This is a genomic window from Paenibacillus sp. NFR01 (assembly GCF_900111565.1).
Taxonomy (GTDB): Bacteria; Bacillota; Bacilli; order Paenibacillales; family Paenibacillaceae; genus Paenibacillus_AQ.
The window spans coordinates 1943985-1958080 of the sequence record NZ_FOIK01000001.1 but is presented as its reverse complement, the minus strand read 5'-3'; the positions used below and the strand labels follow the sequence as shown (position 1 = coordinate 1958080).

16 protein-coding genes are annotated in these 14096 nt (G+C 55.7%); 15 read left to right on the top strand and 1 reads right to left on the bottom strand.

What is annotated here, in order from left to right; all coding sequences use genetic code 11:
• Positions 1 to 48 precede the first annotated feature (48 nt).
• The 14 genes from BMW84_RS09080 (at position 49) to BMW84_RS09015 (ending at position 12782) form a co-directional block, all read left to right on the top strand.
• On the top strand, positions 49 to 1020 hold the full coding sequence (locus BMW84_RS09080) for a carbohydrate ABC transporter permease (protein ID WP_091066887.1): 972 nt from the start codon (positions 49 to 51) through the stop codon (positions 1018 to 1020).
• A 3-nt stretch (positions 1021 to 1023) separates the two neighbouring features.
• A complete protein-coding gene (locus tag BMW84_RS09075; protein ID WP_091066884.1) occupies positions 1024 to 1878 on the top strand; it encodes a carbohydrate ABC transporter permease in 855 nt (284 codons plus the stop codon).
• A gap of 201 nt (positions 1879 to 2079) precedes the next feature.
• Positions 2080 to 2547 (top strand): ferric iron uptake transcriptional regulator, encoded by a 468-nt coding sequence (locus BMW84_RS09070; protein ID WP_091066883.1) that lies wholly within the window; start codon positions 2080 to 2082, stop codon positions 2545 to 2547.
• Between the two features lie 217 nt (positions 2548 to 2764).
• Complete coding sequence (locus BMW84_RS09065; protein ID WP_091066880.1) at positions 2765 to 2998, top strand: DUF4227 family protein; 234 nt, start codon at positions 2765 to 2767, stop codon at positions 2996 to 2998.
• Positions 2999 to 3092: 94 nt separating this feature from the next.
• Entirely contained in the window at positions 3093 to 3983 is an 891-nt protein-coding gene (xerD, locus tag BMW84_RS09060; protein WP_091066877.1) for a site-specific tyrosine recombinase XerD, read from the top strand.
• Positions 3984 to 4138: 155 nt separating this feature from the next.
• Positions 4139 to 5317, top strand: a complete 1179-nt coding sequence (deoB, locus tag BMW84_RS09055; protein ID WP_091066875.1) for a phosphopentomutase — start codon at positions 4139 to 4141, stop codon at positions 5315 to 5317.
• A 39-nt stretch (positions 5318 to 5356) separates the two neighbouring features.
• On the top strand, positions 5357 to 6181 hold the full coding sequence (locus tag BMW84_RS09050) for a purine-nucleoside phosphorylase (RefSeq protein ID WP_091066873.1): 825 nt from the start codon (positions 5357 to 5359) through the stop codon (positions 6179 to 6181).
• Positions 6182 to 6537: 356 nt separating this feature from the next.
• A complete protein-coding gene (locus tag BMW84_RS09045; protein ID WP_091066870.1) occupies positions 6538 to 7395 on the top strand; it encodes a purine-nucleoside phosphorylase in 858 nt (285 codons plus the stop codon).
• Positions 7395 to 8726, top strand: a complete 1332-nt coding sequence (locus tag BMW84_RS09040) for a pyrimidine-nucleoside phosphorylase (RefSeq protein ID WP_091066868.1) — start codon at positions 7395 to 7397, stop codon at positions 8724 to 8726. Before BMW84_RS09045 ends, BMW84_RS09040 begins: the two co-directional genes overlap by 1 nt.
• 232 nt (positions 8727 to 8958) lie before the next feature.
• A complete protein-coding gene (locus BMW84_RS09035; RefSeq protein WP_302848091.1) occupies positions 8959 to 10161 on the top strand; it encodes a D-alanyl-D-alanine carboxypeptidase family protein in 1203 nt (400 codons plus the stop codon).
• Between the two features lie 148 nt (positions 10162 to 10309).
• Positions 10310 to 10663: an anti-sigma F factor antagonist gene (spoIIAA, locus tag BMW84_RS09030; protein ID WP_091066866.1), complete on the top strand. Its 354-nt coding sequence runs from the start codon at positions 10310 to 10312 to the stop codon at positions 10661 to 10663.
• Positions 10660 to 11115, top strand: coding sequence for an anti-sigma F factor (spoIIAB, locus tag BMW84_RS09025; protein WP_091066865.1), 456 nt, complete (start codon positions 10660 to 10662; stop codon positions 11113 to 11115). The genes spoIIAA and spoIIAB overlap by 4 nt, the downstream gene beginning before the upstream one ends.
• Positions 11116 to 11126: 11 nt before the next feature.
• On the top strand, positions 11127 to 11882 hold the full coding sequence (gene sigF, locus BMW84_RS09020) for an RNA polymerase sporulation sigma factor SigF (RefSeq protein WP_091066862.1): 756 nt from the start codon (positions 11127 to 11129) through the stop codon (positions 11880 to 11882).
• A gap of 141 nt (positions 11883 to 12023) precedes the next feature.
• Positions 12024 to 12782, top strand: coding sequence for a metallophosphoesterase family protein (locus BMW84_RS09015; RefSeq protein WP_368086715.1), 759 nt, complete (start codon positions 12024 to 12026; stop codon positions 12780 to 12782).
• A 21-nt stretch (positions 12783 to 12803) separates the two neighbouring features.
• Here BMW84_RS09015 and BMW84_RS09010 read toward each other — a convergent pair whose 3' ends face one another.
• The gene (locus tag BMW84_RS09010; RefSeq protein ID WP_091066860.1) at positions 12804 to 13748 is read right to left on the bottom strand and encodes an aldo/keto reductase; all 945 of its coding nucleotides are present in this window, start codon (positions 13746 to 13748) and stop codon (positions 12804 to 12806) included.
• A gap of 114 nt (positions 13749 to 13862) precedes the next feature.
• Between BMW84_RS09010 and BMW84_RS09005 the strand changes: the two genes are divergently transcribed.
• Positions 13863 to 14084 (top strand): hypothetical protein, encoded by a 222-nt coding sequence (locus tag BMW84_RS09005; RefSeq protein ID WP_091066857.1) that lies wholly within the window; start codon positions 13863 to 13865, stop codon positions 14082 to 14084.
• Positions 14085 to 14096: the final 12 nt, after the last annotated feature.

Here is a 14096-nt window from a genome sequence, read left to right as displayed (position 1 = left end):
CGGGGGAGTTCTCCCGCCCCCCTTCATATAAATTAATGAGGTGAGACCATGCGCCGCAAAGGTGTCAACTATTCGAAGTACGGCTATATTTTTACCTTTCCGTTTGTCCTGGCATTTCTGATTTTCTCGTTATACCCGATTCTCTATACAGCCGTTATCGGATTCACGGATATGAAAGGGCTTATACCCAAACCGATTCACATCATGGATAACCCTTTCCAAAACTTCAAGGACCTGTTGTTCGATAACCCGACATTCCGGAAATCCTTGTACAATACCGGAATTCTCTGGCTTGTGAACTTCGTTCCCCAAATCGGCCTCGCTCTCCTGTTAACGGCATGGTTTACGAACCGCCGGCTCAACGTCAAAGGCCAAGGTCTATTTAAAGTTCTGCTTTATATGCCGAACATTATCACCGCGAGTACAATCGCCGTGCTTTTCAGCACGTTGTTTGCATATCCGATGGGTCCGGTCAACAGCCTGTTCCATTCGCTGGGCTGGACGGACGCACCCGTCAATTTCCTGCAGGATAAGACGACGGCGCGCGGCATCGTGGCGTTTATCCAGTTCTGGATGTGGTATGGAAATACCATGATCGTATTGATCGCTGGCGTCATGGGCATCAACCCTGCGCTCTTCGAATCCGCTGCCATTGACGGCGCGAACGGAATCCAAACCTTTTTCCGTATCACGCTGCCAAGCCTACGCACCATTATGTTGTTCACGCTGATCACTTCCATGGTGGGCGGTCTGACCATGTTCGATATTCCGCAGCTTTTCCTTGCCGGCGGACCGGACGACTCGACCATGACCACATCCGTATTCATTTACGGCCAAGCGTTCAAAGGCAGCTATATGTATAACCGTGCCGCCGCTGCGAGTATGATCATGTTCGTCATCGCAGCCGTATTGTCCGGGCTTTTGTTCTACCTGATGCGCGACCGCGACGCGGCCAAGTTGAAAAAGGCGGAAAAGAAATTCAGACAGGCCGGCCGATCCGCCGCCGCAAAGGAGGCGTAAGCTATGAATAAAATCCGGAAAAGCAGTCCCGTTACACTGAAAATCAATAAGACAATCGTTTACGTCGTCTGCATTCTGCTGGCCGTGCTCAGCATACTTCCATTCTGGATCATGTTCGTCAACGCGACCCGTTCGACGCCGGAAATCCAGAGCGGCGTCTCGCTGCTGCCTTCCAGCCATATGATGAACAATTTGCATGTGCTGCTTGATAAAAGCTTTGATCCGCTGCGCGGATTCATGAACTCGCTCATTATTTCCGGTTCCGCAACGCTGTGTACGGTGTACTTCTCGTCCCTTGCTGCCTATGGTCTGGTGACTTATGACTGGAAGCTGCGCAAACCGTTCTTTACGTTCATCCTGTGTGTCATGATGGTTCCCGCTCAGGCGAGCGCGATCGGCTTCTACCAGTTCATGTATAAGCTGCATTGGACCAATAACTTTCTCCCGCTCATCCTGCCCGCGATAGCGGCTCCGGCAGTCGTGTTCTTTATGCGCCAGTATCTGCTGGCCACGCTGTCGATCGAAATCGTGGAAGCGGCCCGTGTGGACGGCTCCGGCGAATTTTTCACCTTTAACCGGATCATTATACCGCTCATGATGCCGGCGGTGGCGACTCAGGCGATCTTCGCTTTTGTCGCAAACTGGAACAACTTGTTTATGCCGCTCATCCTGCTAACGCAGAAGGACAAATATACCATGCCGATCATGGTCAGTCTGCTGCGCGGGGATATATACAAGACGGAATTTGGCTCAATCTATATGGGGCTGGCTCTGACGGCTCTGCCGCTGTTTATCGTATACTTCCTGTTGTCCCGTTATATCATCGCGGGCGTGGCGCTTGGTGGCGTGAAAGAGTAGACGGTATTTCCTGCTTCATCTAATGAATGCTCGACGAAAGGACGCCCGTGGCATGGTCATGCGGCGTTTTTTTCGTTGTGCGGACACGTTTGGAGCACCCGGCGACTCTGTTAAAAGCGTTTGACTTCTCAAAGTGACTCCACCTATAATGGAAGGAGCGGTTTTACGCCGGCGGTGCAATTTCCAAGGGGGAGGGAGACAATGGAGGCCCGGATAGACAAGATCAAGCAACAGCTGCAATCGCAGGGATACAAGCTTACGCCCCAACGGGAAGCGACCTTACGAGTGCTGCTGGAGAACGAAGACGATCATTTAAGCGCTGAAGATGTATTTATGCTTGTGAAAGAAAAGGCACCCGAGATCGGTCTCGCCACCGTGTACCGGACCCTGGAACTGCTCAGCGAGCTGCATGTAGTGGAGAAAATCAACTTCGGCGACGGAGTTGCCCGTTATGACCTGCGGACGGATACGGCCAAGCACCACCATCATCATTTGATCTGCGTGCAGTGCGGCAGTATGGACGAAATCCGTGAAGACTGGCTGGGTCCGCTCGAAGAGCGGCTGGAGAAGGAATTCAATTTTACGGTGCTCGATCATCGCCTTGACTTTCATGGTATCTGCTACCGTTGCAAAGACAAGAACGAAGGCGGCAGCAATCCCGCCGAATAGCATATCAAATCATTCTGACCGCATTAGCCCCACGGTTTCCGTAACCGGCGGGGCTTTTTAAACGGTCCACGCAACGTAACGGAGTAAGCTTCGAAGGCCAAGCCCCACTTTGTGGGGTTATTTGCAGCTGCCTGTACATAACCGTTTTTGGTGCCGCATATAGTCTGGGGACGGGCTGCGTCCCCGAAGCGAAGCTCCAGAAGCGGGAGGAATACGGATGATTTTATCGGTGCCGAAAACAGTGAAACGGCTGTATTTTATGCTGCTGCTTGTAGTAATCAGCTCTCTGCTCTATTACGGCTTGAACTGGCTGGACAGCTGGCTCGCCCCAATCCAGCGCAGTGAAATTCCGGAAGGAACCGCGGTCAGGGCATTTGAAGCCGTGCCGGGCAATCCGGAGAGCTTGTCGGTGCGGGAGCGGCTGCTGCTCTACTACCTTACCGGAGAGTAAGAGCAAAAGCAGGAATATACCGGAAAATGTCGAAGAAGAATGAGTGTGCTGCGGGTAGCGGAAATGCAGCCTTAGGAAGACAGGAGGTTGATCTATGAAGCCTTATTTGCAGCCTTTCCTTCAATATTTGTCGGGAGACAGAGGCTTGTCTTCCAGTACGCTGGAATCGTACGGCCGGGATATTTCCCAGTTTCTCGCTTTTGCCGAGGAACGGGGCGCGGTGACGCCGGACGATATACGGAAATCGCATATCATGCTGTATGTGGGTGCACTGCGCGGAGCGGGCAGGGCGATAGCGACGGTCAACAGGACGACGGTATCGCTCCGCGCTTTTTTTCATTTTCTGCTAAAAGAGCGCTTGATCCACCAGGATCCCACGCTGGACATGGAAATGGCCAGGCCGGCGCCGAAAACGCCGACGGTGCTCAGCGTAGAGGAAGTGGAGCGCCTGCTGGCGGCTCCGGAGTCATCGACCCCGCAGGGGGTCCGCGACAAGGCGATGCTGGAGCTGCTCTACGCCACCGGCATTCGCGTCTCGGAGCTGATTTCGCTTAACGTCGGGGATGTGCAGACCGGGCTCCGGTTTGCCCGCTGCATCGGCGCTTCCGGCAAAGAGCGGGTTCTGCCGATCGGTGCCGTTGCCGCCGAATGGGTGGCCGGCTACGAAGGCTGCCGGGACAAGCTGCTGCGGGGCAGCCGCGAGGAGGCGGCGCTGTTCCTGAACAGCCTCGGCGGGCGGCTGACACGCCAGGGCTTCTGGAAGATCATTAAGAAGTACGCCAAGGAAGCGGGAATCGGCCAGGATATTACGCCGCATACGTTCCGCCACTCCTTCGCTGCTCATCTTCTGGAGGGCGGAGCTGATCTGCGCTCGGTACAGCAGATGCTCGGGCATGCCGACATCTCCACGACCCAGATCTATAGCGGCATTGCCCGCAAAAATATGAAGGAAGTGTATGAAAGCTTCCATCCAAGAGCAAAGTAGCGGCAAATGTGCCGCTATTTGTGGTAGAGAGGCTAACTGGATCTGCCGGAAAGCCGCTGAAAAGATGCTTTTTGCGAGTAAGATGGTTATCATGGAAATATACTGTGGTTATCAAGGTCAATGACCCTGTACAACAAGAAGGAGTGAAGACGGACATGTCCTCATTTAAACGAATCGGATTTATTGTTCTCGATAGCGTGGGCATCGGCGAAGCGCCGGATGCCGCGAAGTTCGGAGATACGGGCTCGCATACGCTCGGACATATTCTGGAGCGGGTGCCTGGGCTGAAACTGCCGAACCTGCAAAAGCTTGGGCTGGCGAACATCGCGCCGCTGCCGCCGCTTGAACCGGTGGAAGCACCGGCCGCCTACTATGGCAAAATGCAGGAGGTTTCGGTCGGCAAGGACACGATGACCGGGCATTGGGAGCTGATGGGGCTCAAGATTGAAACTCCGTTTAACGTCTATCCGGATGGGTTCCCGCAGGAACTGATCGAGAAATTTGAAGCGGCTACCGGCCGTAAAGTTATCGGCAACAAACCGGCATCGGGCACCGAAATTCTGGTCGAATATGGCGAGGAGCAAATGAAGACCGGCGCATGGATCGTATATACCTCGGCGGACAGCGTATTCCAGCTTGCGGCCCATGAAGAGATCATTCCGCTGGACGAGCTTTACCGTGCCTGCAAAATCGCCCGCGAACTGACCATGGCACCGGAATTCTCCGTCGGCCGCGTCATTGCCCGCCCTTATGTCGGGGAACCGGGACATTTCGTGCGCACGCCGAACCGGCATGACTATGCCGTGAAGCCGCCGGAGCCTACGGTTATGAACGCGCTCAAGGATATCGGCAAGGACGTGATCGCCGTCGGCAAGATTAACGACATTTTTACCGGCGAAGGCGTAACCGCAGCTTATCCGACCAAAAGCAATGAGCACGGCATCGAGCTGACCATTGCCGAACTGCGCAAGCCTTTTGAAGGGCTGCTGTTCACCAATCTGGTCGACTTCGATTCCCTATACGGACATCGCCGCGATCCGGAAGGCTACGGCCATGCGCTCGAGGTGTTCGACCAGGCGCTGCCGGAACTGCTGTCGACGCTCGGCAACGACGATCTGCTGGTCATTTCCGCCGATCACGGCAACGATCCGGTGCACAGCGGAACGGACCACACACGCGAGTATGTGCCTATCCTGCTCTACAGTCCGCGGTTCCAGCAGCCGGGCAGTCTCGGCATCCGCGAGACCTTCTCCGACCTGGCGGCGACGATTGCCGACAATTTCGGGGCGAAGGCGCCGAAGTACGGAACCAGCTTTTTGGCGGAATTGAAATAAATCCAACACCTGCATCAATCCAAGGAGGCACAAACGTTCATGAGCATCGTAACGCAAAACCATATCCAGGAAGCCGCGGCTTACATTAAAGACCAATGTACGGTAGCGCCGGAAATCGGCCTGATCCTCGGTTCGGGTCTCGGCGTGCTCGCCGACCTGATTACCGACGAGGTCGTCATTCCGTATAACCAAATTCCGCATTTCCCCGTATCCACAGTAGAAGGCCACGAAGGCGAACTGCTGATCGGCATGATCGAAGGCCGCCGCGTCGTGATGATGAAAGGCCGTTTCCACATGTACGAAGGTTATGGTCCGGAAACGACGGCATTCCCGGTACGGGTCATGAAAGAGTTGGGCGTAACCAGCCTGCTCGTGACCAATGCCGCCGGCGGAGTCAACACTTCATTTGCGCCGGGCGACCTGATGCTGATTACCGACCATTTGAACTTAACCGGCCGCAACCCGCTGATCGGACCGAATGACAACGCGCTGGGCGTTCGTTTCCCGGATATGTCCACCGCCTACAGCCCCCGACTGATCCAGGCTGCCAAGGAGGCGGCTGCGGAACTGAGCTTCACCTTTAAGGAAGGCGTTTATGCAGGCCTGCTTGGCCCATGCTACGAGACGCCTGCGGAGATCGTCATGCTGCGCCGCCAAGGCGCAGACGCGGTAGGCATGTCTACCGTATCCGAGACGATCGTTGCCCGCCATGCCGGCATCGAGGTGCTGGGCATTTCCTGCATCACCAACATGGCCGCCGGCATTCTCGACCAGCCGCTAAACCATGCCGAAGTCATGGAGACTGCCGAGCGCGTACGCGAGCAGTTCCTGAAGCTGGTGCTGAAATTCATCCCTAAAATGTAAACCAAATTGCGGGAAGCGGTTTGGTGAGGGGATGGTTGGGTGGTAGTGTCGCAGCGATCGTCCTCGGATGAACGCAATCCTTAACATAGGCGAGAAGAAGCGCAGGGATGTTTGGAACTGGAGGAGCATAGCATTCGCCTTCATGTTTGAATTTCGACCGCAATCAGCGGTTTGGTTTAATGTGAAGTTCAAACTGAACAGCGACTTGAAGTTCAAACATTCCCGTAGTGCCGGCCGAGCCTGAGTTATGGCAACGGTTCATTTTTTACCCGAAGAAGAATTAGGTAGACAACAACAACAAAGCCCAACCCTACCTGTACCGCATAAGCATCCCCATATACTCTCAGGAGGTTCACATGACCACTACAATTCCTTACGGCACGCAGGTTAAAGAAGCCGCGGCCTATATTGCATCCAAATTCGGGCCGTACAAGCCGTCCATCGGCCTGATTCTCGGCTCCGGGCTCGGCGATCTCGGCGACCAGATCGAAGATGCCGTTTATCTGCCTTATGAAGAAATTCCGCACTTCCCGCGCTCCACGGTGGAGGGCCATGCCGGACGTTTTGTCATCGGCAAGCTGGAGGGCAAGGATGTCATCATCATGCAAGGCCGTTTCCATTACTATGAAGGCTACGAAATGCGCAAAGTCGTACTTCCGGTATATGTTATGGCCAAGCTCGGCGTAGGCACGCTGGTCATCACCAATGCGGGCGGCGGTATGAACCCGGCGTTCAAAGCCGGCGATCTGATGCTGATTACCGACCATTTGAACATGACCGGCGACAACCCGCTGATCGGACCGAACGATCCGGAGCTGGGCGTACGCTTCCCGGACATGTCCCGGGCTTACGATCCCGAATATATTGAGCTTGCGAAAAAGCTGGCATCCGGCATTACCGGCGCAGACGGCGAGACGCTGAAGCTGCAGCAGGGCGTCTATGCCGGCATCAGCGGCCCGACGTACGAAACGCCGGCGGAGCTGAAGATGCTGGCATACCTCGGCGGCGACGCCGTGGGCATGTCCACCGTACCGGAAGTCATCGTTGCCAGCCACAGCAAACTCCGCGTGCTCGGCATTACCTGCATCACCGATATGGCGATTGCGGATGAGCTGGAGCCGCTCACCCATGAGCAGGTTGTGAAGGTGGCCAACCTCACTAAACCGAAGTTCATCGGCCTGGTCCGTGCCTTCGTCCGCGAGGTTGCCTTGTAATGCGCGCGGTTGATCTGATCCAGAAGAAGAGAGACGGCGGTGAGCTGAGCCGCGAGGAAATTGCCTTCCTGATTCAAGGCTACAGCAAAGGCGAAATCCCGGATTACCAAATGTCCGCCTGGGCCATGGCGGTCTACTTTCAGGGCATGAACGCGCGGGAGACTGGCGATCTGACCTTAGAGATGGCCATGTCCGGCGATCAGGTGGATCTCAGCCCAATCGCAGGGGTCAAGGTGGATAAGCATTCCACCGGCGGCGTCGGCGACAAAACGACCGTCGTGCTGGCTCCGCTCGTAGCGTCGGCCGGCGTACCTGTCGCTAAAATGTCGGGCCGCGGCCTCGGGCATACCGGCGGCACGCTCGACAAGCTGGAGTCCATCAGCGGCTTCTCCGTGGAGATGGGCCGGGAGCAGTTTTTCGCCCAGGTCGGCGAAATCGGCGCAGCGGTCATCGGCCAGTCCGGCAACATCACGCCGGCGGACAAAAAAATGTACGCGCTGCGCGACGTTACCGCTACCGTGGAATCCATTCCGCTCATCGCCAGCTCGGTGATGAGCAAGAAGATCGCCGCGGGGGCGGACGCCATCGTGCTGGACGTCAAAACCGGCAGCGGCGCATTCATGAAGACGCTGGATGACTCTATCAAGCTGGCGCAGGCCATGGTCGATATCGGCACCCATCTGGGCCGCAGCACCATCGCCGTCATCAGCGATATGGACCAGCCGCTCGGCTACGGGATCGGCAATGCCCTGGAGATCAAAGAGGGCATCGAAACCCTCAAGGGCCAAGGGCCCAAGGATTTGCAGGAGGTCTGCCTGTTCCTCGGCAGCCAGATGCTGATCCTCGGCGGCAAAGCGCAGAACGAAGCCGAGGCGCGGGCGCTTCTGCTTGAACGCATCGCGGACGGCCGTGCGCTGGACAAGTTCAAGCAAATCGTCGCGGCGCAAGGCGGGCAGACATCGCAGATTGACCATCCGGATACGCTACCGGCAGCCCGGACGCTGATCGAAGTGAAGGCGGAAGCCGCCGGATACGTGGACAAGATCCAGGCCGAGGAGATCGGCTTGGCGGCCATGCTGCTCGGCGCCGGACGGGAAACGAAAGAATCCGTCATCGATCTGGCGGTAGGCATCCAACTCGCCAAGAAAGTCGGCGACGCGGTAGCCGCCGGCGATACGCTGGCCGTGCTGCATGTCAATGACGCCGGCGAGAGCAAGGTCCGCGAAGCGACGGCTAAGGTGCTGGAAGCGTACCGCTTCTCCGCCGAGTCGGTGCCGCCGCAGCCGCTCGTGTTCGCGCTTGTTACCAAGGACGGGGTTACCCGGTATTAGAAAATAGTATAGATTGCCGTGCAGAACAACCGGCGCGAATCTTCATGTTTATGATGAATTCACGTTACCGGAGGTCCTGCACGGCTTTTTTTTTGCATATGAAGCCTGATAGGTTTTCAAGGAGTTTTCGCTTGAATTTCCCTGTTTTCTGGAATAAAATTTGCCGATTCTGCCGAAACTGGAACAAAGGACCTGTGAAAAATCGAGGCCAACGTTCAGGAGGAGAATCCTAGTGAAAAAAATGCGAGTATTGATACTGGTATGGTGTATGGTAATCCTTTCGGTCAGCGGAGCTGCCGGTGTGTATGCGGAAGAAAAAGCGAAAACCGGAGCAGCTGCGGGTAATACGGCATCGCCGGTGCTCGCGCCAAGCGCACGTTCAGCCATTCTGATGGATGCGGCGACCGGCACCGTTATTTTCGAGAAAAACAGCCATGACAAGCTGCCCCCGGCCAGCATTACCAAGATCATGACGATGCTGCTGACCGTGGAAGCGCTGGACGAAGGCCGGCTGCAGCTGACGGATAAGGTCCGTACCAGCGAATACGCCGCTTCGATGGGCGGATCGCAGATTTTTCTCGAGCCGGGTGAAGAAATGTCCGTGGACGAGATGCTCAAAGGCATCGCCATGGCCTCCGGTAATGACGCTTCAGTAGCGATGGCCGAGAAGCTGGCCGGTTCGGAGAGCGCTTTTGTCGACATGATGAACCAGAAAGCGGAGGCGCTGGGCCTCAAGGATACCCATTTTGCCAACTGCAACGGGCTGCCTGCGGAGAACCACTATTCGTCCGCGCATGACATCGCCGTCATCAGCCGCGAATTGCTGAAGCATGAGCAGATCATCAAATACACCGGCTCCTACCAGGACTATTTGCGTAAGGACAGCGCCAAGCCGTTCTGGCTCGTGAATACGAACAAGCTGGTACGTTTTTACACAGGGGCGGACGGCCTGAAAACGGGGTATACGTCCGAAGCGAAATTCTGCCTCTCGGCGACGGCATCGCGGGACGGCTTGCGGGCGATTGCGGTAGTGCTCGGCGAACCGAATACCAAGACACGCAACAGCGAAGTATCCGGCATGTTCGATTATTTGTTCGCGCAGTACAAACTGCACAATATTCATAAGGAAGGCGACATCGTCGGTACGCTGAATATTGAAAAAGGCGTCAAAACCGAGCTTCCGCTTAAAGCTGCCGAAAACTACAGCGTCCTGCTGCGCAAAGGGGTTACGCAGGAGGGAATCCGCCACGAGGTGGTGGTACCGAAGAGCATCAAGGCGCCGGTGGCCGCGGATCAGACGGTCGGCAAGCTGGTAGTGTACCAAGGTACGAATGTCGTTAAGGAATATGAGCTGAAAGCCGGGGAATCGGTCGCGAAGGCCGGCTGGTGGAAGCTGTTCAAACGGACGGCGGGTTCGTTGTTCTCGGTGGATTAAATGTAGATTCATAGGGGTTTTCTTCTAGTTTTGTCGTGAGGCAGGAATCCTCTTTTACCGCGTAGAAAACCTTGTCCTTGAAGGGGAAAATCTTGGAACGCAGGGGCGGTAGCCGTGTGTAGAAAGCAACGAAGAGGAGAGTGTCAAAATGAACGCGCATGTGGAGATGGAGCATCAGCGCAGTGTATTGATCGTCCGATTATCCGGGGAACTGGATCATCATGCAGCCGAATTCGTACGTCTGGAACTGGACGAGGCGATTATGCGCAGGCAGGCTAAGCATCTGGTGCTCAGCCTGAAGGATTTGCAGTTTATGGACAGTTCCGGGCTTGGCGTAATTCTCGGCCGGTACAAGCTAATCCGCGGCAAAGGCGGAAAAATGGTCATCTGCGACGCCTCCGCGCCGGTGAAACGGCTGCTTGAAATGTCGGGTTTGTTCAAAATCATGTCTTTGTATGAAGACGAAAGCGCAGCGCTTTCGGATTTGGAGGTGGCGTTATGACCACAGGCGAAAACGGCAACTTCATGAGCGTGAAATTTGCCGCGCGCTCGGAGAACGAATCCTTTGCACGGGTTGTTGTAGCTGCGTTTGTCTCCAGGCTGGACCCGACGCTTGAAGAGCTGAACGATCTGAAGACGGTCGTTTCGGAGGCCGTCACCAATTGCATTATTCACGGGTATGACAGCGATCCTGCCGGCATCGTCAGCATTTCGGCAACGATCGAGATGGATACGGTTCATCTGATTATCGAGGATCAGGGACGGGGCATCGAGGATCTCGAGCTGGCGCAGCAGCCGCTGTACACCTCCAAGCCGGAGCTGGAACGTTCGGGCATGGGCTTTACGATTATGGAAAATTTCATGGATGAATTCGAAGTGACCACGGAACCGGGCCGCGGCACATCCATTTCGATGAAGAAAACAATCGTTTCCAAAAAAGCTTTATACAATTAGGGGTTGGAGCCATGGATAAAGAGCCAAAAAAAGCTCCGCCGACCTATCTGGACGACGCGGAGGTTAAACGTCTGATCGCGCTCAGCCAGGCCGGGGATAATCTGGCCCGCGATACGCTAGTAAGCTGCAATATCCGTCTGGTGTGGTCGGTGGTGCAGCGGTTTATGAACCGCGGCTATGAACCCGACGATCTGTTCCAGATCGGATGCATCGGTCTGCTGAAGTCCGTCGACAAGTTTGATCTCAGCTATGAGGTCAAGTTCTCGACGTATGCCGTGCCGATGATCATCGGGGAGATCCAGCGTTTCCTGCGCGACGACGGAACCTTGAAGGTGAGCCGCTCCTTGAAGGAAATGGCCAATAAAGTCCGCAAGATGAAGGATGAAATGTCCAAGACGCTGGACCGCCTGCCGACGATCGGCGAGGTGGCGGACGCGCTGGGCGTAACGCCGGAAGATATCGTGTTTGCCCAGGAGGCGAACAAGCCTCCGACGTCGATCCACGAGACGGTCTTCGAGAACGATGGGGATCCGATCACCCTGATCGACCAGATTGCCGACGATACACAGGAGCGCTGGTTCGATAAGCTGGCGCTGAACGAAGCCATCGGCGCGCTGACCGAACGGGAGCGGCTGATCGTGTACTTACGTTATTACCGCGACCAGACCCAGTCGGAGGTCGCCAGCCGCCTCGGCATTTCGCAGGTGCAGGTGTCGAGGCTGGAGAAAAAGATTCTGGCCAGCATCAGGGAGCAGATTGCGCAGTAGGATGCCGGTCGTTCCGCTTGGGAATAAACGTTTGTGACGGGTGAACGTTTCGGAGCTTGGAGAACCGCCTCGGGTGAGGCGGTTTTTTCATGGTATAATAACTTTTATGATTTCAGACCAGTAAAACTTCAGCGAGGAGAGATTCCCATCGGCAGAATACTTGCAATCAGCGACATTCACGGCTGCGACCGGGAATTGGCCGCGCTTTTGGCGAAAGTGCATTACGACCCGGCACACGATCAGCTGGTATTGACCGGCGATTACGTGGACAGGGGCAGAGACAGCCGCGTCCTGGTGGAAGAGGTCATGCGGCTTCATGAGCAGTACGGAGCGGTCGTCCTGAAAGGCAATCATGACAAAATGTTCTGCGACGCGCTGGCCGGCGACGATGACAAACTGGATACGCACTGGCTGACCAACGGCGGCTATTATACGTTAATGAGTTACTGCCAGAGCGCAGGGTTCTTCAACTCCGAAACGGGCTGGGATGAATACTTGCGGGCCAAAGCATTCATCCGGAACCATTTTGGCGGACATCTTGAATTTTTGCGAACGCTGCCGCTGTATTACGAGACGCAAGAGCATATTTTTGTCCATGCCGGGATCAATCCGGAGCTGGCGGATTGGCGGCAGCAGACGGAACGCGATTTCCTGTGGATCCGGGAGCCGTTTTATACGCAGCCGGTCCGGAATACCGGCAAAACCGTCGTCTTCGGCCATACTTCGGCGGATGAGCTGCACGGGACACCGGATATCTGGTTCAGCCCGCTCGGCGACAAAATCGGCATCGACGGCGGCTGCGCTTACGGGTACGTGCTGAATTGCCTGGAGATCGGAGATTTCGGTTACAAGACGGCCTCCGTCAGACTGGGCGAGCATTTAACCGCGGGTACTGCCTGACGGAGGTCAATCATGAACCGATTACCAGCCGAGCTGCTGGTCACGGATCTCGCTCTGCCATAATTGTTCCAGGCGCCGGACCTGATCTTCCGGCATGGAGCCTGCGCTGGCCGATACGTTTTCTTCCAGCTGAGCATGGCTGCGCACGCCCGGAATGACAGTCGCGACCGCCGGGTAGGACAGAATAAAGCGCAGCGCGGCCATGGCCAGCGTTGTATTTCCGCCGGTGACGAATTTGATCTTGTCCAAAAGCGCGGCGCGTTTGCGGATGATCTCCGGAGACCAACGGCTGCGGACGCCGGAGAAAATACTCTCGCTGCCGTATTTGCCGGACAGCCAGCCGGAGTCGAGCGGGACCTTGATGATGAGCGGAATATCCCGCTCTTGCGCGAGCGCGAAGGCATCCGCCGTCTCCTGATAGAAGATATTAAACATTACTTCAATCACGCCGATCCCCGTCCCGCCGCCGCCCGTAACCGCTTCGCGCATCTCCCGGGCCGAATCGACCGATACGCCGTAAGCGCCGATTTTGCCCTCGGCCTTCAGCTTTTCGAATTCGGCGTAATGGCCGAATTTACCGTCCAGCAGCTCGAAAGGCGGATTGTGGATGATCACGGAGTCGATATAATCGGTCTGCAGCCGCTTCAGGCTGCCTTCAACCGATTCCCTGATCCGTCGTACCCCGAAATCCGTCTCGCCCCCGGCGTGATGCCCGAATTTGGTATTGATTACGGCTTTTTCCCGCTGTCCCTTCAGTGCTTTGCCCAGCAGCGTCTCGCTGTTCCCCAGGCCATAGTTAGGCGCGGTATCAAAGAAATTGATTCCCATGGCCAGCGCTTCATGCACGAGCGAGATGGCGGATGTTTCGTCCATGGCCTCCCACTCCTGGCGGTTGCCGAGCTGCCATGCGCCGAAACCGATTTCGGAAACAGTCATGCCTGTAGAACCGTAGCGTCTTTTGTTCATCGTGTGGACTCCTTTATGGCATTTTCTTTTTGAATTCCGGGAGACAGCATTCGACAACGTTCTGCCCGCTTCTATGGTATGTTCAAGCTATGCAAGGGAGAGGGGGCAGCCGGTATGCGGAAAATATTGTCCAGAATCGGAATTGGTCTGCTGATATTGATTATAGCGGGTATTGTCGTCTGCTTCTATATCGGGGAGCTGACCTATGCATTTTCGCTGCTCCTGCTGCTTCTTTTCGTGTTTGGGGCGATGGGGCAGCTATACAAGCTGAAGAACGATGAATACATGTACCATAAGCTGAACGAACGGGAGCAATATGAGGATTACACCCGGTAACCGCCTGCTGTT

Coding starts and splice junctions, on each gene's coding strand:
- BMW84_RS09045 (WP_091066870.1), top strand. CDS start 6,538: ATGACCACTACAATTCCTTACGGCACGCAGGTTAAAGAAGCCGCGGCC.
- deoB (WP_091066875.1), top strand. CDS start 4,139: ATGTCCTCATTTAAACGAATCGGATTTATTGTTCTCGATAGCGTGGGC.
- BMW84_RS09070 (WP_091066883.1), top strand. CDS start 2,080: ATGGAGGCCCGGATAGACAAGATCAAGCAACAGCTGCAATCGCAGGGA.
- BMW84_RS09010 (WP_091066860.1), bottom strand. CDS start 13,748: ATGAACAAAAGACGCTACGGTTCTACAGGCATGACTGTTTCCGAAATC.
- BMW84_RS09050 (WP_091066873.1), top strand. CDS start 5,357: ATGAGCATCGTAACGCAAAACCATATCCAGGAAGCCGCGGCTTACATT.
- BMW84_RS09005 (WP_091066857.1), top strand. CDS start 13,863: ATGCGGAAAATATTGTCCAGAATCGGAATTGGTCTGCTGATATTGATT.
- xerD (WP_091066877.1), top strand. CDS start 3,093: ATGAAGCCTTATTTGCAGCCTTTCCTTCAATATTTGTCGGGAGACAGA.
- BMW84_RS09080 (WP_091066887.1), top strand. CDS start 49: ATGCGCCGCAAAGGTGTCAACTATTCGAAGTACGGCTATATTTTTACC.
- spoIIAB (WP_091066865.1), top strand. CDS start 10,660: ATGACCACAGGCGAAAACGGCAACTTCATGAGCGTGAAATTTGCCGCG.
- spoIIAA (WP_091066866.1), top strand. CDS start 10,310: ATGAACGCGCATGTGGAGATGGAGCATCAGCGCAGTGTATTGATCGTC.
- BMW84_RS09075 (WP_091066884.1), top strand. CDS start 1,024: ATGAATAAAATCCGGAAAAGCAGTCCCGTTACACTGAAAATCAATAAG.
- BMW84_RS09065 (WP_091066880.1), top strand. CDS start 2,765: ATGATTTTATCGGTGCCGAAAACAGTGAAACGGCTGTATTTTATGCTG.
- BMW84_RS09040 (WP_091066868.1), top strand. CDS start 7,395: ATGCGCGCGGTTGATCTGATCCAGAAGAAGAGAGACGGCGGTGAGCTG.
- sigF (WP_091066862.1), top strand. CDS start 11,127: ATGGATAAAGAGCCAAAAAAAGCTCCGCCGACCTATCTGGACGACGCG.